The organism is Saccharomonospora sp. NPDC046836 (assembly GCF_040645195.1).
GTDB lineage: Bacteria > Actinomycetota > Actinomycetes > Mycobacteriales > Pseudonocardiaceae > Prauserella_A.
This window is the reverse complement of sequence record NZ_JBEYXW010000001.1, coordinates 329,423-352,425: the sequence shown is the minus strand read 5'-3', so window position 1 is coordinate 352,425 and position 23,003 is coordinate 329,423. Positions and strand designations below refer to the sequence as shown.

At 68.0% G+C, this 23,003-nt stretch carries 29 protein-coding genes; 19 read left to right on the top strand and 10 right to left on the bottom strand.

Annotated features, from left to right (window positions below; all coding sequences use genetic code 11):
* The first annotated feature begins 7 nt into the window (after positions 1 to 7).
* The 15 genes from ABZ863_RS01775 (at position 8) to ABZ863_RS01705 (ending at position 10,957) form a co-directional block, all read left to right on the top strand.
* On the top strand, positions 8 to 784 hold the full coding sequence (locus ABZ863_RS01775; RefSeq protein ID WP_358529748.1) for an ATP-binding protein: 777 nt from the start codon (positions 8 to 10) through the stop codon (positions 782 to 784).
* Positions 781 to 1,515 (top strand): hypothetical protein, encoded by a 735-nt coding sequence (locus ABZ863_RS01770; protein ID WP_358529746.1) that lies wholly within the window; start codon positions 781 to 783, stop codon positions 1,513 to 1,515. The genes ABZ863_RS01775 and ABZ863_RS01770 overlap by 4 nt, the downstream gene beginning before the upstream one ends.
* Entirely contained in the window at positions 1,512 to 2,558 is a 1,047-nt protein-coding gene (locus tag ABZ863_RS01765) for a hypothetical protein (protein WP_358529745.1), read from the top strand. The genes ABZ863_RS01770 and ABZ863_RS01765 overlap by 4 nt, the downstream gene beginning before the upstream one ends.
* Positions 2,546 to 2,839, top strand: coding sequence for a HigA family addiction module antitoxin (locus ABZ863_RS01760; protein WP_358529742.1), 294 nt, complete (start codon positions 2,546 to 2,548; stop codon positions 2,837 to 2,839). Before ABZ863_RS01765 ends, ABZ863_RS01760 begins: the two co-directional genes overlap by 13 nt.
* 160 nt (positions 2,840 to 2,999) lie before the next feature.
* Positions 3,000 to 3,485 (top strand): hypothetical protein, encoded by a 486-nt coding sequence (locus tag ABZ863_RS01755; RefSeq protein ID WP_358529740.1) that lies wholly within the window; start codon positions 3,000 to 3,002, stop codon positions 3,483 to 3,485.
* Entirely contained in the window at positions 3,482 to 3,718 is a 237-nt protein-coding gene (locus ABZ863_RS01750; protein ID WP_358529738.1) for a hypothetical protein, read from the top strand. The genes ABZ863_RS01755 and ABZ863_RS01750 overlap by 4 nt, the downstream gene beginning before the upstream one ends.
* Entirely contained in the window at positions 3,715 to 4,017 is a 303-nt protein-coding gene (locus ABZ863_RS01745; RefSeq protein WP_358529736.1) for a hypothetical protein, read from the top strand. The genes ABZ863_RS01750 and ABZ863_RS01745 overlap by 4 nt, the downstream gene beginning before the upstream one ends.
* Positions 4,014 to 4,280, top strand: a complete 267-nt coding sequence (locus tag ABZ863_RS01740; protein WP_358529733.1) for a hypothetical protein — start codon at positions 4,014 to 4,016, stop codon at positions 4,278 to 4,280. The genes ABZ863_RS01745 and ABZ863_RS01740 overlap by 4 nt, the downstream gene beginning before the upstream one ends.
* Complete coding sequence (locus tag ABZ863_RS01735) at positions 4,273 to 5,193, top strand: hypothetical protein (protein ID WP_358529732.1); 921 nt, start codon at positions 4,273 to 4,275, stop codon at positions 5,191 to 5,193. The genes ABZ863_RS01740 and ABZ863_RS01735 overlap by 8 nt, the downstream gene beginning before the upstream one ends.
* A gap of 15 nt (positions 5,194 to 5,208) precedes the next feature.
* The gene (locus tag ABZ863_RS01730; RefSeq protein WP_358529730.1) at positions 5,209 to 5,988 is read left to right on the top strand and encodes a hypothetical protein; all 780 of its coding nucleotides are present in this window, start codon (positions 5,209 to 5,211) and stop codon (positions 5,986 to 5,988) included.
* Between the two features lie 191 nt (positions 5,989 to 6,179).
* On the top strand, positions 6,180 to 6,509 hold the full coding sequence (locus ABZ863_RS01725; RefSeq protein ID WP_358529728.1) for an HNH endonuclease signature motif containing protein: 330 nt from the start codon (positions 6,180 to 6,182) through the stop codon (positions 6,507 to 6,509).
* A 158-nt stretch (positions 6,510 to 6,667) separates the two neighbouring features.
* A complete protein-coding gene (locus ABZ863_RS01720; RefSeq protein WP_358529725.1) occupies positions 6,668 to 7,123 on the top strand; it encodes a hypothetical protein in 456 nt (151 codons plus the stop codon).
* A gap of 3 nt (positions 7,124 to 7,126) precedes the next feature.
* On the top strand, positions 7,127 to 8,797 hold the full coding sequence (locus tag ABZ863_RS01715) for a hypothetical protein (RefSeq protein ID WP_358529722.1): 1,671 nt from the start codon (positions 7,127 to 7,129) through the stop codon (positions 8,795 to 8,797).
* A 4-nt stretch (positions 8,798 to 8,801) separates the two neighbouring features.
* Complete coding sequence (locus ABZ863_RS01710; protein WP_358529720.1) at positions 8,802 to 9,050, top strand: hypothetical protein; 249 nt, start codon at positions 8,802 to 8,804, stop codon at positions 9,048 to 9,050.
* A 434-nt stretch (positions 9,051 to 9,484) separates the two neighbouring features.
* Positions 9,485 to 10,957 (top strand): M28 family metallopeptidase, encoded by a 1,473-nt coding sequence (locus tag ABZ863_RS01705; RefSeq protein WP_358529718.1) that lies wholly within the window; start codon positions 9,485 to 9,487, stop codon positions 10,955 to 10,957.
* Between the two features lie 78 nt (positions 10,958 to 11,035).
* Here ABZ863_RS01705 and ABZ863_RS01700 read toward each other — a convergent pair whose 3' ends face one another.
* Entirely contained in the window at positions 11,036 to 11,875 is an 840-nt protein-coding gene (locus ABZ863_RS01700; RefSeq protein ID WP_358529715.1) for an alpha/beta hydrolase, read from the bottom strand.
* A gap of 193 nt (positions 11,876 to 12,068) precedes the next feature.
* On the opposite strand from ABZ863_RS01700, the gene ABZ863_RS01695 reads away from it, so the two are divergent.
* Entirely contained in the window at positions 12,069 to 12,956 is an 888-nt protein-coding gene (locus tag ABZ863_RS01695) for a DMT family transporter (RefSeq protein ID WP_358529712.1), read from the top strand.
* On the opposite strand, the gene ABZ863_RS01690 is transcribed toward ABZ863_RS01695, so the two are convergent.
* Positions 12,927 to 13,682, bottom strand: a complete 756-nt coding sequence (locus tag ABZ863_RS01690; protein WP_358529710.1) for a polysaccharide deacetylase family protein — start codon at positions 13,680 to 13,682, stop codon at positions 12,927 to 12,929. The genes ABZ863_RS01695 and ABZ863_RS01690 overlap by 30 nt on opposite strands.
* A gap of 21 nt (positions 13,683 to 13,703) precedes the next feature.
* Here ABZ863_RS01690 and ABZ863_RS01685 point away from each other — a divergent pair, with 21 nt between their 5' ends.
* Positions 13,704 to 14,810, top strand: a complete 1,107-nt coding sequence (locus ABZ863_RS01685; RefSeq protein WP_358529708.1) for a hypothetical protein — start codon at positions 13,704 to 13,706, stop codon at positions 14,808 to 14,810.
* Positions 14,811 to 14,863: 53 nt separating this feature from the next.
* Here the strand turns inward: ABZ863_RS01685 and ABZ863_RS01680 are convergent, their stop codons facing one another.
* From ABZ863_RS01680 to ABZ863_RS01665, 4 genes are all read right to left on the bottom strand, one after another.
* The gene (locus tag ABZ863_RS01680; protein WP_358529707.1) at positions 14,864 to 15,523 is read right to left on the bottom strand and encodes an HNH endonuclease family protein; all 660 of its coding nucleotides are present in this window, start codon (positions 15,521 to 15,523) and stop codon (positions 14,864 to 14,866) included.
* Between the two features lie 113 nt (positions 15,524 to 15,636).
* Positions 15,637 to 16,119 carry a redox-sensitive transcriptional activator SoxR gene (gene soxR / locus ABZ863_RS01675; protein ID WP_358529704.1) on the bottom strand — a complete coding sequence of 161 codons (483 nt, stop codon included), beginning with the start codon at positions 16,117 to 16,119 and terminating at the stop codon, positions 15,637 to 15,639.
* A 28-nt stretch (positions 16,120 to 16,147) separates the two neighbouring features.
* Positions 16,148 to 16,975, bottom strand: a complete 828-nt coding sequence (locus tag ABZ863_RS01670; protein ID WP_358529701.1) for a TIGR02452 family protein — start codon at positions 16,973 to 16,975, stop codon at positions 16,148 to 16,150.
* Between the two features lie 22 nt (positions 16,976 to 16,997).
* A complete protein-coding gene (locus ABZ863_RS01665; protein ID WP_358529698.1) occupies positions 16,998 to 17,369 on the bottom strand; it encodes a hypothetical protein in 372 nt (123 codons plus the stop codon).
* Positions 17,370 to 17,546: 177 nt separating this feature from the next.
* Here ABZ863_RS01665 and ABZ863_RS01660 point away from each other — a divergent pair, with 177 nt between their 5' ends.
* Positions 17,547 to 17,906, top strand: a complete 360-nt coding sequence (locus ABZ863_RS01660; protein WP_358530474.1) for a MerR family transcriptional regulator — start codon at positions 17,547 to 17,549, stop codon at positions 17,904 to 17,906.
* Positions 17,907 to 17,948: 42 nt separating this feature from the next.
* Positions 17,949 to 19,526, top strand: a complete 1,578-nt coding sequence (locus ABZ863_RS01655) for a peptide chain release factor 3 (RefSeq protein ID WP_358529695.1) — start codon at positions 17,949 to 17,951, stop codon at positions 19,524 to 19,526.
* A gap of 8 nt (positions 19,527 to 19,534) precedes the next feature.
* On the opposite strand, the gene ABZ863_RS01650 is transcribed toward ABZ863_RS01655, so the two are convergent.
* From ABZ863_RS01650 to ABZ863_RS01635, 4 genes are all read right to left on the bottom strand, one after another.
* The gene (locus ABZ863_RS01650; RefSeq protein WP_358529692.1) at positions 19,535 to 19,672 is read right to left on the bottom strand and encodes a hypothetical protein; all 138 of its coding nucleotides are present in this window, start codon (positions 19,670 to 19,672) and stop codon (positions 19,535 to 19,537) included.
* Positions 19,673 to 19,876: 204 nt separating this feature from the next.
* Positions 19,877 to 21,778, bottom strand: a complete 1,902-nt coding sequence (locus ABZ863_RS01645) for a M48 family metallopeptidase (RefSeq protein WP_358529689.1) — start codon at positions 21,776 to 21,778, stop codon at positions 19,877 to 19,879.
* An 86-nt stretch (positions 21,779 to 21,864) separates the two neighbouring features.
* Positions 21,865 to 22,314 (bottom strand): DoxX family protein, encoded by a 450-nt coding sequence (locus tag ABZ863_RS01640; protein ID WP_358529687.1) that lies wholly within the window; start codon positions 22,312 to 22,314, stop codon positions 21,865 to 21,867.
* Positions 22,315 to 22,430: 116 nt separating this feature from the next.
* Complete coding sequence (locus tag ABZ863_RS01635) at positions 22,431 to 22,655, bottom strand: hypothetical protein (RefSeq protein WP_358529685.1); 225 nt, start codon at positions 22,653 to 22,655, stop codon at positions 22,431 to 22,433.
* Positions 22,656 to 23,003 lie beyond the last annotated feature (348 nt).

Below are 23,003 nucleotides of genomic sequence, written 5' to 3'. Positions count from 1 at the left end.
TCACAGCATGATCGGCTACCTGCCCCATGAGGTGGAGCATCGACTCCGCAACCAGTGGGATGAAGCGCAATCCAAGGTCGCTCCAGGCGAACGGGTTTCGTTCACCGACTGGCTTGAGGTGGAGGGCATCCGCTCCCTCGGCGAGGCCGAAGCCCGCATCAAGGCTGAGCGACTCAGCCGCCTGCGGGGACCTGCCGCCAAGCGCCTGGCGCAGCAGATTCCCGGACGGTACGCCAGTGTGCGGGAACCGACCGACGACCAGGTGTGCGAGTGGGCCAACAACCTCACCCGCGAACCCTGGGACCTCCAGCCGCTCGACGAGCAGAGCACCGACGCCCACGGACGGTACGGCACTGCCGGGCCTAGCTTGCTACTCCTCGGCCCCGTGGGCACCGGCAAGACCCATGAGGCATTTGGGCTCGTCTCGTGGCTGTTCGACCAAGACCTGTTCCGCAACATCAGGATCACCTCAGCTGTCGAACTCTACGCCGCCCTCCGGCCCCGGCCGGGCGTCGACACCGAGGAAACGTTCGAGGCCTACGCCCGCGCTGACCTCCTCATGGTCGACGACCTCGGAACCGGCAAGAACTCCGAGTTCGTCGAGGAAACCAACTACCGGCTGGTGGATTACCGCTACAACCATGAGCTCACGACGATCTTCACCACAAACGTGGCTCCCCGCGAACTCGGCGAACGGCTCGGAGAACGCACCGCGTCACGGCTGACGCAGATGTGTGACCGGGTGGTCCTCAAGGGCCTGGACCGCCGCAGGGCGGCAGCATGACCGTCGCTGAGGTCGACATGATTGAACTGTCCACACGCGACGATGCTGTTGCTCGCGCCGAGAGGATCCGGTCCGGGATTCGCTCGTTGGTCGAGTTGCAGCAGGACATCACCGACGCCTACCACGCGCGGGACTGGCAGGCGTTGGGTTACGACACGTGGGAGTCCTACGTCGCTGGCGAGTTCGGCAACTCCCTGCCGAAGCTGGCGCGGGACGAGCGCCGCGAGCTGGTAGTGAGCCTGCGGGCCGAAGGTCTGTCGACGCGGGCCATCGCGTCGGCGGTCGGCAGCAACCGGGAGACGGTGCGGCAGGCGATCGCAGCTGACAAGAAATTGCCACCTGCCGCTGAAGCCGAGGCCGAGCCCGCGCCGGTGACTGGTCTGGACGGGAAGACGTACAGCTCGAAGCCGCGCGTCACTGATCTGATCTCAGCTGACGATCTCGCTGAGCTGAACGGCACGCCGAAGGCCGAGACGCCGGTGGACGCGGACGTTGTCGAGGAGCCAGAGCCTGCATCCGAACCCAGGCAGCGTCGCGAGCGCGTCGACGTGGTCAAGGTGATGAACCAGGTTCTCGTCCACGCCGAGGACGCGGCGGAGCGTGCCGCGCAGATCCGCAAGACCCACTTGTCCAACCGAAGCGAAGAGGCGGCGGTATGGGGCCGCCGCCTAGCTCAAGCGCTGGATTCCCTACAGGGCCTCAATACCTCACTACAGGAGGCTTCCTCGTGAGCGAGAAAGCATTCGCGCGAGGGCAGCGCGTCGGCATCTTGGGCGATCGGGCGGGGACGGTGATCGAGGGACCGCTGGTCGAGTACCGCAGCGCCTATCTCGTCGCGGTCGATGGCGAGGGCCTGTCGGTCGTGGCGTCGTTCGCGATGTCTCTGCTGCCCGTTGTACCTGCGGAGCACGGCGACGAGGCGGCTCGGGCTGCCCTCGTCTTCGAGCTGGAGAAACCGCTCGGCGGCATGGCCAGCCGGTGCGGGGAGCTGCGCGAGGACATCGAGAACTTGCTGATCGAGTTCGCGGATGTCGCGTCGCAGCGCATCGTTGCCGACGAGATCGTGAACCGGCTCCTATGGCGCGATTACGCCGAGTTGGAAAAGCTGCGGACGGAGCTGGCGGAGGCCCGCGAATGGGCCGACTGCGAGACGGGCGTCATTCACGACATCCAAGCCCGCACTGCCCAGGCCCTCACTCCCGCTGAGCGCTGGCGGGAGGCGGACAGGGCGTGCACGGCGATGGACGTGCAACGACCGGGGCAGGCCGCCTTGAACACCCTGTCGATCCTGCGGCCGGATCTGACCCCGCCCCGCGGCGCGTGGAACGACGGGACGAAGCTCGGCGAGCTGCTCGAGTGGACCAGGGCCCACGCTTTTCCCGCCCCTCACAACTGCGTCGCCGCACTGGACGAGGGCCCCGATGTCTTGGCCGGCTATGCCAAGACAGCCCCGCCGCAGCCAACCCCAAGTGGTCTCCAAGTTGCTCCAAGGCTTGGAGAAGACACCCAGGATGAGCCCACCGGATGGACGTCGAGGGTGTGGAACGCGGGCGATCCGGAGCCGCTCGAAGAGGGTCTGCGTCTGATGGGCCGCGATTCTCGCTACTACCGCGAAGACGAATGGGAGGGCGACGAGTACTGGTTCCGCAGCGACGGAATGTGGTGCGGCCCGTGGAGCTTGAAGATGGGCTGGAATACCCTTCTCGCCTACCAGGCACCGCTGGTTGAGTACCGTCGCCAGGCTGCGAGCGAGCCGAGTGGATGCGCGCAGTGATCGCGACCAACTATGCCGTAGCTCCAGGCGAGTACCTGGAGGAATGGATCGACGAGCAGGGCTTGTCCCAGCAGCGAGTCGCCGAACAGCTTGGGTGCAGCCGCAAGCAGGTCAACGAGATCGTCAACGGGCGCGCACCGATCACCAACGACACCGCGGTGCGCCTCGAGCGCGTCGTCGGCATCCCGGCGGACTCCTGGCTCCGGTACGAGGCCGCCTACCGGGCCGATCTGGCGCGGATCACCGTCGACTACCCCGAACCGAGCGGAGGCGAGCAGTGATGTCGAGCAGCCGACCCCGGCAGTCGGGAAGCGTGGGACCTGGGTTGCCGCTGCCCCGGTATGGACAACGCCTGGGCCGTCACCCGGCGGACTGGCAATGGTGGGTGATCCGGATGGACTGCCCACTACACGCCCAACCCAACACCGAGGAGACCGGCCGGTGACCACCGCGACGTCCTGGAACATCACCCGCTGCGAGCGGCACCGCGACTGGAATCGCTACCTCGGCGCCGTCTGTCCCGATCCCTGCGACGACTGCACATCCCGGCCGGTGTTCGAGCTCGACGTGCCGATGGTCGTGCAACTCAAGACCGGGCTACGCCCGCTCTCCCACAACGACCGGTTCCACTGGCGGGCGAAGGCGAAGAAGATCAGGACCATCCGGCAGCAGGTGGCCCTGCACGCCCGGAACGCCCGCATCCCCGCGGCACAGCACATCACCGTGACCCTGCATTACCAGCCGAGTGGCCGCTCGGTCACCGACGCACCGAACCTCACCGCCACCAGCAAACCCGCCATAGACGGGCTCGTCGACGCCGGCATCGTGCCCGACGACACCGACCCGCACGTCACCGAACGCATGCCCGTGATCCACCCGGGCAAGGGTGACCGTCGACTGTGGATCGAAGTGGAGATACAGCCGTGACCGCCACCCCGCAACCGGACCCCACGAGCGAACTCGTGCGCGCCATGCGAGCGATCACCGGCCAACGGCCCGGCATGCGCTTCGTGCTCGCCATGGACGACCGCGACAACGCCGAGCGGCACGGCATCCTGACCGCGAACTGCACCGAGCCGGAGGCCGTGCACGTTCTCTCGCTCGCTCTCGCGCGGCTCACCAACCCGAACCGTCGGCAGAAGGAGGAGATCGACCGATGATCGGATTCTTGTGGGGCGCCGGCGCTGTGCTCGCCCTCAGCTTCGTCGTGTGCATGTTCGACCGGGACACCCGGCGGGATCTCGGCGAGATCGTCGGCTGCGTGCTGTTCCTGCCCGCGTATCCGCTCGTAGTGCTCGCGCTGTGGCTGGCGCGGAAGGTAAACCGCGGCCGGATCTACCGGGCCACGCCGCGATCGCTACGCCGCCTCGTCCACCTGGTCGAGGCTCGCGGGTACGTCATTGACAGGCCAGGCCGCACGGTCCTGGTGTTCACCAAAGCCGAAGGGACCGACCGATGACCGAGATACCGCAGGAAGTCGGCCACGAAGCAATCAGCGCGTTCCTCAATTCGCGGGACCGGATCATGGCGGGCCGTGTACGCGCCGCTGTTGAGGCTGCCGCCCCGTTCATCCGCGCCGCCGAAGACGACGAGCTGGTCAACCTGATCAGCTCTACGCTGTTCCACCCGGACTACATCGTCGCCGTAAATCACGTGCTTGAGCTGATCAAGGCTCGTGCTTCTGAGCTTCGCGGGAGCACCGAGGAGACCGACCGTGCCTGAGGTGTACGCCTGTGTGCTCGGCTGCCGCAACCCCGACGGCATGCCCAACGAGGCCGCGCCTGGCCTGCTCGCCTGCCATGGGTGCGCCCGGCAGCTCGCAACCGACCTGGCCGCGGTTGAGCAGCTCTACGACGCGCACACAGACCTGGAGACCCACCTGCCCCGCAGCGATGGGCAGCGCGGCGCACCCGGTTACGGTCCCCGCTCGCCCGCGCTCGACGCTCTGGCCGCGCACTTCGACCCCCGTACGAAGTGGACTCCGGAACACGGGTTCGGCGCGCTGGCCGTGGTCTCGTCGTGGGCTCGCGCGATACGCGAGGACACCACCCTCAATGTTCCGCGGGAGCGGGTGCGGCAGACGGTGCCGGCCGGGCCGGTGACGATGGCCCGGGAGCTGGCCACCATCCGCTTCCACTGGCACTACCTGCTCGCGCAAGACTGGCTGCCCGACTTCGGCACCGAGCTGCGGGATGTGCTGCGGCAGCTCCGCGCCGTCGGCCGGGAACTGACCCCGTCCGTGCGGATCGGCCCGTGCCCCGTGGTCGTCGACGAGATCGAGGTCGACGACGAGCATTATCCGACCCCGATCACATGCAATACGCCCCTGCACGTCCACGCCGGGGCCACAGAGATCCGCTGCCGCGGTTGCGGCACCAACTGGCCCCGCGCCCGCTGGCACAAGCTCGGTGACCCCTGGGCCGACTACGCAGCCTTGGCCGAGCAGCTCGATGTGCCGGTCGGCACGCTCCGGAGGTGGTGCCACCAAGATGGCTGGGCAACGTCCGGCACGCGTGGCCGCCGCCTCGTTGCCCGGGCGGACGCGCTCGCGTCCTACGCCCGGCGCCGACTCGCCGGCCGACCCGATGGCCATGATCGGATATACAGGCTGGACACGGACCGCGCCGCAGGCTGAAGGGCAGGCAATGGGATGGCTGAACAATCCGCAGAGGAGCAGGTTCTCCAGGAGCTCTTTCGGCATGTTGACGAGCTGATGGCGGAAGCCGAGGGTCTTGGCCTGCATCGGCCAGACCAGGGCAGTTCACTGCGCGCCGACGACAACCAAGCTGATCCCTTCCACGTGTCACATCTCGTTGTGTCGGCGATACAAGCTGGCGTGGAACACCTCCACGCCTTTCGCACGCTTATCGCCGATGCCGGAAAGCTCCACCCGACCGTGCCGTTCACCCTCATCCGTGGATCAATTGAGACCGCCTCGTTGGCCGTTTGGCTCCTCGCCCCCAGCAGTCGTCGCGAGCGTGTACTACGTCGCCTCCGCTATGCCCTGAAGGACATCAGTGACGAACACACCGCCACCAAGGAGCTAGGCGCTACCCCAGCAAAACCAAAGGCCGAGCGAGATAAGCGCGTGAAGGACGTCGCATCCCAGGCTGGAATCACAGCGAAGATAAAAGTGCCCACGAGTACGGAAATCGTGGAGGAAGCCGGTAACAGACTGGATCCGGAACTCAATGCCCTCGCGGCGTGGCGTATCTGCTCAGGATTTGCCCATGGGCGCACTTGGGCAACGCTCGGTGTGCTGGAACGAGAACTCATTGCGTCCCAAGAGAAGACGATGGTCTTCCGGTTTACCAACGATCTGGACCGCGTGCTCTGGCCTGCTCTGACCGCTGGTGCCGTCGTCGATGAGGCGTACGCGCTGTATCAGCGGCAGTCGATCAACCACGTCGGGGCGAGCTCGCGAACTTAGCCGGGGCGAGCCGAGCCGAGGCCAAGACCTCTGGGGCATGTCGATGGTGTGACATACCGCAATATGGATCCTGTAGCGCACCGAGCTGGGGCGAACGTATAGTGATCCATGTTGGTGCAGTGTCCCCGCAGGGGCGCACCACATAGGACTCACTGAGGACCCCGGACCATCACTGGCCCGGGGTCTTTCGTATGCCCCCTGGGCTGCTCTCACCCCGCGGCGAATGGAGGCTCCCGGTGTGGAATACCCCCCGCCGTGCCTTCCCGACCGCCGTCCGTGCGCGCATCCTCAAGCGCGATCCGATCTGCCGGGCGTGCGGAGTTCGACCGTCGACGATCGCTGACCACATCGTGCCGGTGGCCGAGGGTGGGACGGACGATGAGACCAACGGTCAAGGCTTGTGCTCCCCCTGTCACGATCCCAAGTCCGCCGCTGAGCGGGCGCGCGGGCTGCAGCGATGGAACGAGCGTCGACCTCGTCAACGGCGAGACCCTGAGCCGCATCCTGGTGTGATCGGCTGAGTCAGGGGTGGGGGGCCACCCCCTGGGGCCCCTGGGCGGCATAGGAAGGTGCTGCGGCTGTCATTGGCTACGGGTCTGGCGATTTCCGGGCGCGAGCTCGGCTCTGGATGCTCCCGACACGGGCGCGCTGCATGTTCCCGACACGGGAGGTTGTTGTCATGGCTGGTCGTGGCCCTGCCCCGAAAGACCCGAGCCGTCGGGCGCGGACGAACAAAGATCCGGTGCCGCTGCGGGTGATCGCCGCGGAGCCGGTACCGCAGCCCGAGCTACCCGACTTCGAGATCGAGGTCGACGACGAGCTGGTCGAGTTCGTGTGGCCACAGCGCACGCGCGAGTGGTGGCGGATGTGGGCCGAGTCGCCGCTGTCGGCCGAGTTCACCTCTACCGACTGGTCGGAGTTGTTGGATACGGCGGTGCTACACGCGCGGTTCTGGCGGGGCGACCACAAGATCGCGGCTGAGTTGCGGCTGAGGGTGGCGAAGTTCGGTGCCACGCCGGAGGACCGGGCTCGGTTGCGGATCACGTTCGCGCAGGCGGACGAGGCGGAGGACAAAGCACCTCGGCGCGAGTCGAGTGCGTCGTCGCGGTACGCGGGCCTGCGCCTGGCGGACTGAGCGATGCCGTTCAAGCCGGAGTTTCCGGGTGAGCGGCCCACGCTCGGCTGGATCGTCCTGGACTGGATCACGGCGAACCTGATCGTGCCGGACGGCGCTGCTGACGGGGAGCCGCTGACGTTCACCCGCGAACAGGCAGAGTTCGTGCTCAAGCTGTACGAGGTGGATCGGACCTTCGACGGCCCGGCGATCGGTGGTCGCACGCTGCGTAACGGGCGCCTGACCCGTCGGGCGGTGCTGTCGAGGCCGAAGGGCTGGGGTAAGTCGCCGTTAGTGGCGGCGCTGTGCCTGGTGGAGGCGCTGGGCGATGTGGTCATGGACGGCTGGGACGCCGAGGGGCGCCCGGTTGGCCGGCCGTGGGAGTCGCTGGGGTTCAAACCGAAGGTCCAGATTGTCGCCGTCTCGGAGGATCAGACCACGAACACGTGGGAGCCGTGCCTGGACATGGCCCGCCGTGGCCCGGTGAGCAGTAACTACGACATCGACCCGATGGAGACGTTCATCGCTGTCCCGCGGGGGCTGGTCGAGGCGGTCACCTCGTCGGGCACCAGCCGGGAGGGTTTCCGCCCGGTGTTCTCGGCGATGGATCAGACCGAGTCGTGGATTCCGTCGAACGGTGGGCCTCACCTCGCGTCGACGATCCGGCGGAACCTGGCCAAGGTCAACGGTTGCTCGGTGGAGACGCCGAACGCGTTCAAGCCTGGCCGGAAGTCGGTCGCGGAGCGGTCGTTCGAGGCGTACAAGATGCAGCAGTCCGGGCGGCTGCGCAAGGACACGGGTCTGCTGGTGGATCATCGGGAGGCGCCGGCGCAGACCGACCCGACCGACGAGGCATCGCTGCGCGCTGGTCTGGCCTACGCCTACGGCGATTCGGCCGACGTGAACGGCGGCTGGGTCAACCTCGACCGGCTGGTGGCGGAGTACTGGGATCCGGACACCGACCCGCAGGACGCCCGCGGCTACTACCTCAACCAGGTCACCCACGCGTCCGATGCGCTGCTGTCCCGGCCGGAATGGAAGGCTTGCGAGGACCTGGACAAGGTGGTCGCGGACCGGGAGTGGATCACCCTCGGGTTCGACGGCTCCCGCGGCCGGGCGCAGGGCAAGCCGGATGCCACCGCTCTGATCGGCTGCCGGGTGTCCGATGGGCACCTGTTCGAGATCAAGGTGTGGGAGGCGGCCGACGGCCCGGGGCAGGAGGAGTGGACTCCGCCGATCCCGGAGATCGAGGCCGCGATCGCGCAGACGTTCCGCCGCTTCAAGGTGGCCGCGTTCTATGCCGACCCAGCGAAGGACTGGCGCTCTTTCGTCAACGCCTGGGAGGCCAAGTACGGCGGCCGGGTGAAGGTCACGGTGAAGGCGAACCATCCGTTCGAGTGGTGGATGACCGGTGGTCGCAGCCACATCAACCAAGAGGCGATCAGGGCCTTCGCGGGCGCGGTCCGCAACCGCGACCTGACCCACGACGCCGCGTTCAAGCTGACCGAGCACGTGCTCAACGCGCGCAAGCGCATCCAGCACCAGAAGCTGGCCATCGGCAAGGAGCACGACAGCTCTCCGAACAAGGTCGATGCCGCTGTCGCTGCGGTGCTCGCCTGGCAGGCCCGGCTCGACGCTGTCGCCAAGGGCATTGGCACCAAGACCACCACCGGCTACGTGAGACGAGCGAGGTGAACACATGCCCACGCCACAGTGGTGGCTCGACGACCTCGCTCAGCGGATGGACAACCGGCGGGCGCGGCTGGGCTTGCTGCGCTGCTACCTCGACGGGGACGCTCCGCTGCCGGAAGGCGCAGAGGGTTGCCGGGAGGCATACAAGCAGTTCCAGCGCAAGGCGCGCACCAACCTCGCCGAGGTGATCACCGACGCGCCCGGCATTGGAGACTCGGCCTGTGCGGCCAAATACGGGCGGACGGGCCGCCATTGACCTGACGAGTGCCTCCAGTTGAGCTACAGAATCCACCTTTTCACTTGCCGTCGATCACGGCTATCGCGGCGGTTACGCCGCACACATCCTGGTCCTGGGCACGGCTGCGCGTCATCTTCATCCCATTTCTGGCGGCACCATTAATTATTCAGGAGTTCAAGCAGTCTGCCCACATCATCCACAGCTCCGAGGGCCACGGCACGGACCGGCTCCTCCGGGTCACCTAGATGCTGAACCCCCGTTGAGGTCAGGCTTCACCCAGCTGAGCGGTGGCATGGCCTGCTGCGCGTAGTGGTCTAGCCCTGTGGCGGGCCGCGTTCCCTGGATCGGGGGTTGACGGCTTGTACTAAGAAGATTCGTGTAGTCACTCTTCGTCATGAAGGGATGTGTGCATAACAGTGGTCAACCACCGCTTCAGACGTGCCACGGTCGTAGTGGCATGCGCCGGTCTCGTGCTCAGCAGCGCGGCTACCGCGACCGCGGCGAGGAAGGCGCTGCCGGACGAGCTGGCGAGCAAGGTGGACATCAGCCAGATCAGCCGGCATCTCAACAAACTGCAGACCATCGCTGACAGTAGCGACGGCAACCGGGCCGCGAGCACCGTCGGCCACGAACGGTCCGCCGAGTACATCGCGAGCAAGCTCAAGGCGGTCGGATACACCGTGACCCGTCAGGAGTTCCCGTTCGTCTACACGGAAACCCTGGCGCAGGAGCTGGCCGTTGCCGGCGCGGATGTGCCGATCAACATCATGACCTACAGCCCCTCGACCCCCGAAGGCGGCATCACGGCGCCGCTGGCGGTGATCGAGTCGGACGATACACCCGGTTGTGAGGTCACCGACTACGGCGACGTGACCGGCAAGATCGTGCTCGTGGAGCGCGGCATCTGCCCGTTCGCGCAGAAGCAGGCCGTGGCCGCCGAAGCCGGCGCGGTCGGCGCGATCATCTACAACAACGTCGAAGGTCCGATGAACGCGACCTTGAGCGACCCGGACGTCGGCCGGATTCCCACTGGTGGCATCACCCGGGTCGACGGCGAGGCGCTCGCCGCGCAGGACGGCGCCGAGGTCGCACTGGAACTCCGCGCGCTGCAAGAGGATCGCACCAGCTACAACGTCATCGCGGAGACCAAGACCGGCCGCAAGGACAACGTCGTGGTGGCAGGTGCGCACGTCGACGGTGTGACGGTGGGCGCAGGCATCAACGACAACGGTTCCGGTTCGGCCGCGCTGCTGGAGACCGCGTTGCAGCTCGGGGCCAAACCCAAGGTCAACAACGCGGTACGCTTCGCGTGGTGGAGCGCGGAGGAGTATGGCCTTGTCGGCTCCAGGTATTACGTGAACAGCCTTTCGGCCGAACAGCAACTGGACATCGCGCTGTACCTCAACTTCGACATGATCGGCTCGCCGAACGCGGGGTACTTCGTGTACGACGGTGACGACTCCGACGGCGTTGGGGCGGGACCGGGTCCCGACGGCTCGGCAGAGATCGAGCAGTCCTTCGTCGACTACCTCGCTGGACGGGGTGTGGAGACCGAGGGCAGGGACTTCGATGGCCGGTCCGATTACGCCGAGTTCATCGCGGTCGGCATTCCCGCGGGTGGCGTGCAGACCGGGGCCGATGGGATCAAGACGCCAGAACAGGCCGCGAACTGGGGCGGTCAGGCGGGTGTCGCCTACGACTCGTGCTACCACCAGAGCTGCGACGATCTGGACAACGTCGACCTCGTCGCACTCGACCGCATGGCTGACGCGATGGCGTGGACGGTGGGCAAGTACGCGTTGAGCACCGAGGACCTCAACGGTGTCGCCCCGCAGGCTGCGAAGGACGACGCGCAGCTGGCCGAACAGCGCAACGCCCAGCGCCAGCTGGTGACAGCTGACCACGGGCACGATGTGACCAGTTAGTCAGGACGGAGGAGGGCAGCCATCACGAGAGGTGGTTGCCCTCCTTTCGGCTACCGCATCGAGTCCTCATTGGACTGATCAGACGAACCGTTTCACGAACGCCAGCGCGGTATCCGCGACTTCGCGCCAGCCGCGGTCGATGGTGAGCGAATGACCACGCTGGGGCATCTCCACGATCTCCGTGACACCGGGGTTGTCCCTCTGCCGCCGGTACGAGGCGTACGCGATCGCCCATGGCACGGTGTGGTCCTGCTCCCCGCTGATGATCAACAATGGCCCCCGGCCGGGGTTGCGGGTGTCGACGCTGGCCTCCGTCCGCGGGCTGAAATTCGCGGTCGCGGCCTGGAACAGCGGCGCGCCGGGCGCCGGCACCGCGAACGTGTCGAACAGCTCCTTCGCCTCCGCTGCGGGGACGGCGTTGGCGAATGCGTACCGGAACTGCTCGAACGTCAGCGGGACGGCGCGACTGCGGTTGGCGGGGTTGCTCAGTACCGGAAACGACGCCCGCAAGGCCGAGACCGGCAGCGGCAGCACGCCGCGGAACGCGGCCGGGTCGATCGCGACGGACGCGGCCGACCGGCCCCGGCCGGCGAGGATCTGGGTGAGTAGCCCGCCGAACGAATGCCCAATCACCGCTGGCTTTCTAGTCAGGCCACTGACGACTTCCTCGAAGTGGTCGGCGACCTGACCGACCGTCTGGCCCACGAACGCGTCCGGGTTGGCGTTGGCCTCCTGGATGGTCTTCGGGTCACCAGGCCAGTCCGGCGTCAGCGTCGCGTAACCCGCCTCCTCGAACACGGTGGCCCACCGGTCCCAGCTGCTCGACAGCAGCCACAGCCCGTGGACGAACACGACCGGAACACGCCCACTCGCGTTCGCCTGCTCTACCTGTTTCGCCTCCTGCGTGTTGATGGCCATGCTCGCCTCCTGTGCCTTTGTCGATCCACCGGGACAGAACGTACGAACGGCAAGCAGTCGCGCAAACCCTCAAAACACCGTAGGCCCTCGGCGTGCATGATCAGTAGATGGCGCAACGCCTGCGGTTTCCCGGGCGCACTGAGTGGTACGTGGTAAGGGGTTGCGTACGGTGCCGGGGTTGGAGGTCCGTCCAATGCTCACCTACCTCCTGGCCGTCATGGGGGCGTGCGCGAACGCCGCGGCCTCGGTACTGCAGCGCAAGGCCAACCGCGACATCCCACAGCGCAACAACCTGAGCTGGCGGTTGATCCGCGAGCTGCTGCACCGGCCCGTGTGGTTCACCGGCGTGCTCGCCGTCATCGCGGGGTTCGGTTTCCAGGCGGCGGCACTGAGCACCGGCGAACTCTCCGTGGTGCAACCGCTGCTGGCGCTGGACCTGCCGGCGACGCTGCTGCTCGCCTCGGTGGTCTTCGGGGCACGGCTGCACGGGCGTGAGTGGGGGTCCGTGCTGGCAATGACCGTCGGGTTGGCGGGCCTGCTGTACTTCCTGTCGCCTTCCGACGGCGAATCGGTCGAGGTCGACTGGTTCGTGTGGCTCGCCGGCACCTGCAGCACCGTCGGGCTGATCGGGGTGCTGGTTGGCGCTGCGTGGTGGCGGCAGGTGGTCGGCGATCGGCGGGCCGCGCTGCTCGGCGCCGCGGCGGGTACGGCGTTCGGGCTGACCGCGGCCATGATGAAGGGCGCGACCGACGCGCTCGACGACGGCCTCGTCGCTCTGTTCACCGCCTGGCAGCTGTACCTGATGGTGGCGGCAGGCCTGCTGGCCATGTTCCTGTTGCAGTCCGCTGTCAACGCGGGCACCTTGGTCGCCACCCAGCCTGGGCTCACGCTGGTCGACCCGATCGTGGCGATCCTGTGGGGTGTGCTGGCCTTCGGGGAGGACGTGCGCGGCGGCTGGTTCATCGTGCCCGAGGCGATCAGCGGTGCGCTACTGGTGGGTGCGGTGCTGGTGCTGGCGCGTTCACCGCTGCTCACCGAGCGCACCCGCACGTCACCGGAGGTTGCCGCGAAAACCGAGTGAACCGCGGCCGTTGAGCCCGTGGTCACGTAGCGGCCCCGGCGTGAGTCCCTGGACACGCAGGTGCGCCACCAGTTCGGGCAGCGCGGCCAGCGTGGCCTGGCCTCGGGACGGCGGCGCCCCTGGCGGGGGCTCGTGTAGCACCACGGTTGCCCCGCCTCGCAGGCCGGGCGTGAGGGTCGCCAGCACCTCGCTCGCGGTCACCTGGTCCACCCAGTCCCGTGCCCAGGCTGTCCACAGGATCGGTTGCAGCCCCACGCGTGCGGCTGCCACGAGCGCGGAACCGGTGAGCACGCCGTACGGGGGCCGGAACCACCGAGGTGGCGATCCGCTAACGTCGGCGACCAGATCCCTGGCGCGCGCCAGCTCCGCGGACACGCGCCGCACGCCCTGACCGAGCAGGTACCGGTGGCGCCAGCCGTGCACTGCGATCTCGTGCCCGGACTTCGCGACCGCCTCGCCGATTAGCCGGTTGCGCTCGAGGTACTCACCGACCATGAAGAACGTGGCCTGCACGTCCAGTTCGGCCAACGTGTCGAGCAGCCGCCAGGTGCGGGAGGACGGACCGTCATCGAACGTCAGGGCGACCCGGTCCGGGTACCCGCGTCCGGCAAGGCAGGGCGTGGCTCGTCGCACCACGGGCAGCCACGTCGCCGCGGGACCGATCTGCCAGCTCGCGCATGCGGCGGCAACCAAACCCGTACCGGACAAGGCTCGTGTGAAAGCCATCGACGCCCTCCCTTCGCGGTAATGACCGACGAGCGTGGGGTGCTGGTGCTCACTGCCAGTATGGGAGCCGGGCACACCCAACCGGCGGCTGAACTCGTCGGCCGGTTGGGCGAGCGGATGCCCGCCCGGATGGTCGATCTGCTGGAGATCCTGCCCGGCCGGCTCGGCAGCGGGCTGCGCGAAGGCTACGCGGCGATGCTGAGCCACGCTCCCTGGTTGTACGAGGGCATTTTTCAGTCGTTCTTCGTCCCGAGGGGGCACTGGCAGCCGAGTACCTCCCCGCTGGCCGCGTTGGCGGCGCGGCAGCTCGGGCGCATTGTGGCGCAGTGGCGTCCCCGTGCGGTGGTCTCCACATTCCACCTGGCGGGGCAGGCGGCGGGCCGACTGCGGCTGGCAGGCCGCCTGCGCGTGCCGAGCCTCGTCATGATCACCGAACCCGCGGCGCACCTGCTGTGGGCCCACCCCGGTACGGACCTGTTCATCTGCCCGTATCCCTGGGTCGCGCAGGAGGTCGGCCTGCTCAGCGGCAGGCCGACGGTCACACCAGGACCGTTGATCGCGCCGGAGTTCGCCCGGCACCGTGGCCAGGTCGCCCCCGGGCGGCGGGCCCTGGGACTACACGCCGGGGACCACGCGGTGCTCATTTCCGGGGGATCATGGGGAATGGGCGACATCAATGCCGCCCTTGACCGGTTGGCGGGCCTGGACCACATCCGCCCTGTTGTCCTGTGTGGGCGCAACGTTCGGCTGCTGGCGCAACTTCGGCACCGGCCCGGCTGCCAGGCGCTGGGCTGGCGGGACGATTTGCCCACGTTGTTCGCCGCTGCCGATGTGTTGGTGGACAACGCCGGCGGCACTACGTGCGCCGAAGCGTTCGCGGCAGGCTTGCCGGTGGTCGGCTTCCGCCCGCTGCCGGGGCACGGCCGCCTCGGGATGGCCGCGCTCATCCGGGCCGGCCTCGTGCGCGACGGGCAGCATCAGCTGCGCACTGTGGTCACCGCGCTGTGTACGCCCTACTCCGCACGTGAGCAGCAGCGTCACCGTGCCGATCAGGTGTTCCGCGCTGACCCCGTACACGTCATCGCCGACTGGCTCGGCAGCCGCAGGCCCGACGCGCTGACCGGTTGAGTCCTCCGGGTGTGGCCGCGTCGCCGGTCAGGCGAACGCGGCCACACCGCTGGTCAGGAGGCGCAGGTGTTCAACATGCTCTGCAGCGCGGACTTCTCCGTCGACTGCAGCGTGAGGCCCCACTGGTACTTGGTGCGGATCCACATCTTGGAGTACGTGCACTGGTAGGAGGACAGCGGCGGCTTCCAGGCCGAGGGGTCCTTGTCGCCCTTGGCCTGGTTGACCTCGTCGGTCACCGCGATCAGCTGGGGATAGCTGAGGTCGTTGGCGAAGGACTGCCGCCTGCTCGTGGTCCAGCCGCTTGCTCCCGAGCGCCAGGCCTCGGCCAGCGGCACCACGTGGTCGATGTCGACGTCGGAGGCCGCGTACCAGGTGGCGCCGTCATAAGGGCTGTACCAACGGCCCGAGGTGGCGGCGCAGGCACCGTCGACGACGACGTTGCTGCCGTCCCGCTTGAGCACGGTCTCGCGGGTGTTGCAGGTACCGGAGATGGTGATCCAGTGCGGGAACTTGTCCCGGGAGTAGCCCGTCATCGAGCCCTCGCCGGCGACCCTGAGCGCGTTCAACTGAGTTTGCGCGGTGGACTTCGAAGGGATGTTGGGTGGTGTCGCCAGTGCCTGCGGAGCGGCGACCAGCGACACGATCGCGACAAAGAGTGCTGCTGTCAGAAGGACTGAGAGGAATCGGATTGAGGCGGTCAGTGAGCCGGGCATGCAATGCCTCCCTCTTGTCAGCTATGACCGCTTCACCTTGGGTGTGAGAGATAGCGCAGCTGTGCCTGATCGGTAACCGACCGATTACCAGTCGTGAAACAGTGTCCAGGCGCTCACCGGGTGCTGTTGCGCTCCCGGTCCGCCGTGGCGAGCAGCCGCCGTGGCCCGCTGCCCTCGCTGCTCAGCTCGTCGAGAGGATTGCGCAGCGCGCACCGGTCGATGGAAAGGCAGCCGCAGCCAATGCAGTCGGTGAGGTCGTCACGCAGCTTCTGTAGCTGCTCGATGCGGGTGTCCAGTTCGGACCGCCAGCGCGCCGACAGCAGCGCCCAGTCCTGGCGGGTGGGTGTCCTGCCGTCCGGCAGGCTGTTCAGCGCTTCGGCCACCATGCGCAGCGGGATGCCCACGCGCTGCGCGACCCGGATGAAACCGACCCGGCGCAGGGTGTGCCGGGGGTAGCGGCGCTGGTTACCCGGTGTCCGCCGGCTGGAGATGAGCCCCTTCTGTTCATAGAAGTGCAGCGCGGTCACGGCGACTCCGGACCGGCGAGCGAGCTGACCGACGGTGAGCTCGTGCGCGTCGGGCGGCAGCATGCTCATGCTCGAAGGCTATACCCGCTGACCTGGACTAAGGTCGAGGTTGTGCCAATGCGGTCGAGAAGGCGGTGAGCCGCGGGAACGGCGGCCGGTCCAGCACCGCGAACACGACGTGGGTGAACCGGTGCGCGAAGGGGCCGTCGCCGGTGAGGAGTTCGGCGAAGGCCGCGGCCACGACTTCCGGGTCGTTGCCGAACACGCCGCAGCCCCAGGCGCCCAGCACCAACCGTTGGTGCCCGTTGTCATGGGCGACCGTGAGCACCTTGGCGGCGCGCTCGTGGAGCACGGACGGGATGAGTTCACGCTGCTCGACGGAGGTCGTGGCCGAGGCGTTCGGCGCGGCCGACGTCAGGAACGCCACCTGGTACGGCTGGTCGAGCAGGCTGTGGTCGTCATCGCGGAACACCGGAACGGCCGGTGAGTAGATGATCCGGTCGGAGTAGAGCGGATCGCGATGTGCCCGGTGATACCGGTAGTAGTCGGGTGCGGCGCGCAGGCAGGCCACCAGAGCCGACGCCCTGGCAAGGCTCTCCTCCTGCGCTGTGGCGCCGGAGGAGTACCCGCCGCCGGGCTTGCGGGCAGAGGCGAAGTTGAGGCAGGCCGGCTCGTCCGGCGCCGCGCTGGCCAGTTGCCGCGCGGCCGCGAGTGTCGAGCAGTCGAGGACCTCGATGCGGGCAGGTCGGCCGGGTTGCGGTTCTGGCGGTACCGGTTGTTCGGGTAGGTAGAGCCGGGTGCCACGCACGGCTTCCGCAATGGCGGGCGAGATGTCCACCGCGGTTCCGGAGGTACTCCTGTAGCGGCCGGACGCGACGATCCGGTCGGTCTGCTCGGCGATCGCCGAGAGCTGGTCCCGGTCCACCGGGTGACTGTAGCCAATCGGGCTATTCGGTGGCAGCCGCCGCGGCGGGGGCGAGTGCCGCCTGGACGCCGGAGAGCCGGGTCGGCCACTGCTCGGTGATGGCTTTCCAGGCGCTGCGCAACGAGACATCGCGAGCCAGCACCAGAACCGGGCCGTCGCCCCAGCGCGTCGCCACGACCATGCCGGTCCGGTCCGGCTCCTGCGGGGACGGTGCGCCGCCCGGCAGGAACTCCACGGTCAACGTGGTCTCCGAGCCAGTCACATCGTCGGCGACACCTCGCATGGCGGCGTGGTAGCCACGCAGGCCGTGCCTCTTGGCAGGGTCCGTGGGGATGGGGCAGTCGGGGTAGGCGGTGTTGTACTCCTGCACCGACGCGAAGTGCTGTGGGCTCACAGACGGCCATTCTACCTTAACGTTACGGCAAGGTGTCCGTAGATCAACGCGTCTCGCCACGTGAGAGGCCGTCCACAATGGACACTGTTGATCTTGCGCGGCACCGGGTGCTCGGAGCGCGGTACCTTTTGGATACTGGGCGCCTGGGGAAGCGAGGTCGTCGGCGTGGGCGAGCACATGCAGATCGGTGAGGTTGCTGACCGAACCGGCCTGTCGTTGCGCACGATCCGCTACTACGAGAAAGTCGGGCTGGTCACGCCGAGTGCCCGCAGCCAGGGCGGTTTCCGCCTCTACGCCGAGCCCGACCTCGCCCGGCTGGAGCTCGTCAAACGTATGAAGCCACTGGGTTTCCAGCTCGGTCAGATGCGGGAGCTGCTCGGCCTGCTGCACCCGGAGCCGTCCGACCGCCGTCCCGAAGTCGACCGGCTGCGCGAGTTCAGTGACAGTGCGGAGCGGCGCTGCGCCGAGTTGCGTGCGAAGCTGGCGTCCGCCGAGGAGTTCGCGCAGGCACTGCGCACCCGGTTGGGGCAGGGGTAACGTCCGTTCGCGCGAATGGGCCGCAGGTAGAGTCGGTGGTCTATGCGCATTCTCAGCGAGGCCGACCGCAGGCGCTCCTTTGCGGTGATCAGCCATCCGGACGCGGGCAAGAGCACCCTGACCGAGGCGCTGGCGTTGCATGCCAAAGTGATCTCGCAGGCGGGTGCGGTGCACGGCAAGGCAGGCCGCCAGGGCGTGGTGTCGGACTGGCTGGAGATGGAGCGGGCGCGCGGCATCTCGATCACCTCGGCCGCACTGCAGTTCTCCTATCGCGACACGGTGATCAACCTGCTCGACACGCCAGGGCACGCGGACTTCTCGGAGGACACCTACCGGGTGCTGTCAGCCGTCGATTCGGCGGTGATGCTGCTTGACGCGGCCAAGGGCCTCGAGCCGCAGACGCTCAAGCTCTTCGATGTGTGCCGGCACCGCGATATTCCGGTGCTGACCTTCGTCAACAAGTGGGACCGCCCGGGGCGGGAGGCGCTGGAGCTGTGCGATGAGCTCGTGGAGCGCATCGGGCTGCAGCCCATGCCGCTGACCTGGCCGGTCGGCGCCGCGGGCCACTTCCGTGGCGTGCTCGACGCGGCGGACGGTTCGTTCGTGCGCTACGGGCGCACCGTCGGCGGTGCCACGGCGGCGCAGGAAGAGCGGCTCACCCCGGCGCAGGCCGAGGCGGAGGTGGGCGCTGACTGGCTACGTGCCGCGGAGGAATGGGAGTTGCTCGCCGCCTCCGGCGGCGAGTTCGACGTCGAACGGTTCCGCACCGCGTCGGCGACGCCCGTGCTGTTCGGCGCCGCCGTGATCAACTTCGGCGTGCGGCATCTGCTCGACCTGCTGGTGGAACTCGCGCCACGGCCGACGGCACGTGTGGATGCCGATGGCGTTGCGCGACCACTCGAGGCCGACTTCTCGGCGTTCGTGTTCAAGGTGCAGACCGGCATGGACCCCGCCCATCGTGACCAGATCGCGTTCGCGCGCGTGTGCTCTGGCAGGTTCGAGCGCGGCATGGTGGTCACCAACGCCACGACGAAACGCCCGTTCGCCACCAAGTACGTGCAGCAGGTTTTCGGCCAGCAACGATCCACAGTGGACACAGCGTTCCCGGGAGATGTGATCGGCCTGGTCAACGCGTCGGCACTGCGGGTCGGCGACACGCTCTACGCCGGCAAGCCGGCCGTCAGGTTTCCCGGGTTGCCGAGCTTCGCGCCCGCCCATTTCGCGGTCGCGCGTCCCGCGGACCTCAGCCGGGCCAAGCAGTTCCGCAAGGGCGTGGACCAGCTGGCGTCCGAGGGTGTCGTCCAGCTGCTGAAGTCCGACCTGCGGGGCGATGCGGCGCCGGTGTTCGCGGCGGTCGGTCCGATGCAGTTCGAGGTCGCGGCGCATCGGCTTGAGCACGAGTTCTCGGTGCGGGTACGGCTGGATCGGTTGCCCTACAGCGCGGTGCGCAGGCTGGGCGACCCTGCGCAACGCGCGCTGGTGGACTCGGGCAGGCGTAGCGAGGTGCTGACCCGCTCCGACGGCGCCGACCTCGCGCTGTTCGAGGACGAGATGGCGATGCGCATCCTGTTGCGGCAGCACCCCGAACTCGAACTCCAGCCGCTGGTCGCCGAAGGCTGACCGGCGGCCTACTCGCGACCGCGGACGATGGTGGGGGCGAACTCGTCGTCGTCGATGCGCTGTGCCGGCACGACCGGGTCAGGAGCGGGTGGGGCGTGCTCGTTCGATGGATGCTGGTCCTGTCGCGGTTCGGCCGTGGTGTCCATCGGTCATCCTCACTTCCGCATCGGCGCGTGTGCCGGACAGGGGTATATCGCATCGACAGGTAATTCCGTTCCGCCCCGTTCGAGTGCGGTTCGAGCCCCCAAGGCCACCTTGGTTGCAGGAATCGAACACTGCGGCGCGACGCGTCTCCGTATGGGTGGTGGGAGACGGGTGGGCGCGACCAAGGTGGCCTTGGGGAACCACTGTCACCCCCGGGCTGGCTGTGGGACGGCGTCGAGGAACTCGATGAGTGCCTCGTAGGAGCCGTCCTCCTGGGTACGCAGGGTGGCGGTGTCGCCGCCTGCGAAGCGCAGCGCGATCTTGCCGCCGCCGGTGAGGAACTTCTTCCGGTCACCACCGAGCATCGACTCCACCGCCAGCCAGCGTGCGCCCGGCATGGCGAACAGCTGCTCGCTGCCGAGCTCGAGCAGCTGGGTGATGCGCTTGCGCTGCGCTTGACCCGCCTGACCCGCGAGGCCGGCGAGGTTCTGGCTGGCGAGCTTGCCCGTTTTGATGGGGATCAGGAGCAGCCCGCCGTTGTGGACCAGCACGTCCCAGTTCTTCTTGAACGCCGTCACCATCGGCGCCACGGCCACCAGCCGCGGCCTGCCGTTGTCCGCGGGAGCCTGCTGCGCGGGTTCGTTGCTCGGCACGCGGACGAAATCCATCCGCACGCCCATCGAGATCAGCCGCTGCGCGAGCTGGGGGACCAGCGCGGGGTTCTGCACCGCCGGTGCCACCAGCTCCTCCGGCTTCAGCTCACCGCCCTGCCCGGTGACCACCCAGCCGCCACCCCAGTGCAGTTCGTGGTGCACCCGCCCCTGCTCGAGCAGCGCGCACACGATCACGTCGCTGAGCAGCTCTACCAGGCCTCTTTGCACCGCGTCCGGCCCGGCGCCGTCGCGCAGCAGGGGCCGGATCAGCCGCTCGGCATCGCCGCGCTGCACGGCCTGCAGGACCTCACCCAGTGTGCCGTGCGGCGCGGCGCCGGAGGTGTGCCCGGCCTTGGCGAGCATCTCGGCGCCACGCGCGGCGCTGGCGGCGCCCGCCCGCTGGACGATCTCCTGCCAGCTCGCTCGCGGCCCCAGCTCACCGTTGATGTAGAGCTGCGCCTCCGCCGCCGGGATCACCCTGGCCGGATCGGCGAGCACGGTCCACGCCGGCCGCGGGTCCGGCCGCGCCGGGCTGTCCGGCAGTGCCTCGATCGCGGCGATGCGGCGCCGGATCGTCGGGTGGCTGTCGAGCAGCGAGCTGGGCTGGGAGTCCAGGACCTGTGGTTCGATCTCCGCGACCGCGTGCTGCTGCCGTGGGTGCTCGAGGAAGTGCCGGAAGCCGAGCAGGATGTCCGGCGTGCGGCCTGCCATCGTGGGCAGTGCGAGGTAACGGTTGCCGAAGGCCTCCCACAGGAGGTCCATCGTGGCGATCTTGCGTAGCGCGGAAGCCGCTGTTGCCCGGCCCGCCGCGGCGACGGAGTAGGCGTCGGCCTGCAGCTCCTGTGTCCGGTTGGCCGAGCGGGAGACCACCGCATACAGCCAGGCGTAGCCGTTCAGGATCCACCGGGCCGGGCCCGAATCCAGCCTGGAGACGGTGCGGCCGAGTGTCTCTGCGCCTCGGTAGCTCACCGCGAGCAGCCGCGTATGCCCGCCACCGTAGTGGCCGAGCTCGTGCGCGAGCACCGAGCGCAGCTCGCCGACGTTCAGGCCGGCCAGCAACGGCAGCCCGATCATCATGTACCGCTTGCCCGCGCGGAGGCCGAGAGCTCGCGCGTCCTCGCACACGGCCGCGTTGATCTCGGGCACGAGCACGATCTGGTCCGGCGGACGGGTCTGTGCCTGCGCGGCCAGCTCGTCGACGAGCTGCCACAGACCGGGCTGTTCGTGGCGGGTCAGGTCGGGCCCTTCGGGAGGTGTGAGCCGCGTGCGCAGCGCCTGCATCAGCGCGATGCCGAGCGCCAGCATCATGCCGATGCTGACGATCGCGACGTAGACGCCGGTGCGCTGGCCGATGCCGAAGCCGGCGAGCACACCGGCGATGCCGAGGGCGAGGACGAAGATCGGAAAAAGTGCTAGTAACAGCACGGCTAACAGCGCGCGTACGGAACCGCGCATGCCGGGCCTCCTACGAGTTTTGCAGTGCGAACAACGACAACCCCTCGACCGAATAGGACGGTCGAGGGGTTGCCGAGGTTCCGTGCTCAGTCCGCCGCGGCGCGTCGTCGCAGATTGTCCAAGGCGAACGCGCCCGGTCCGATCACTGCCAGCAACAGGAAGATCCAGCTGAACAGGGCCGCCTGCTCGCCCATGTTCTGCAGCGGGAGCAGCGCCACCGGCTGGTGCACGGTGAAATACGCGTAGGCCATCACACCCGAGGACAGCACGGCCGCGGGCCTGGTGAACAGGCCGAACAGGACGAGCGCACCGGCGACCATCTCGATGACGCTGGCGTACCAGCCGGGCCAGGAACCGAACGGGAGCCCGGTGCCCGCTCCGTCGACCCCGCCGAAGACCCCGAAGCCCTGGAGGCCGTGGCAGAGAAAGAGGAACCCGACGACGATGCGGGTGGCGGCCAGCACACCGGCCTGCAGACGATGTGGCGTGCTGCGGAGTGTGGTGCGGGTGTCCTCACGGGTGGTGGTGTTCGACATGATGCGTCTTCCCTCCGTTGTCGTTGTTTCCGCCTCTACTCACGCGTCGAACGGCGCGATGCGGAAATCGACAACAGACGCATCATTTCTTTACGTGACCAATGAACAGCGCATCGTCACAGGTGACGCCGCTCGCTGCCGTTCCAGGCGCGGCCGGCCGCGAGCAGGCAACCCACCGCCGCGAGCGCGAGTGCCGCGGCGAGTACGGCGGGCCACCATTCCGACATCCAGCCCGCGAGGAAGGCTTGCAGCACAGCGGTCGCCGCGAACACGAAGGCCAGTATGAGCAGGAGCAGACGCTGCGGGAACGTGAACCTGTCGTCACGTTTCAGCATCGTCATCGGCCTCCTTGCTGTCCCTGGTCGCTGAGATCAGAACTCGTTGCAGATGTATCGCCGGACGCGGCCGCGTAGTTACCTGACCGGCGCGCGAAACCATCCCCGAAAGAGTTTGCTACTTGCAAGTAAGAATACGCTGAGTAGTTGCGGCAATCGGGCATGAACTTACTCACCGTGCGTCGGGTCACTCGGTGTGCTCAGGTGGGCGAAAGCACTGCTCGCGCTGGTCGAGAGCCCATAATTCGGGTTCGGCCGGACGGAGTAGCGATGTTGACGGGGCTTTGCCCACTGCATAGCCTCCCGTGAACGGAGGCTTACCGGGTACTTAGGTGAGGCCACCCGTTCGGGTTT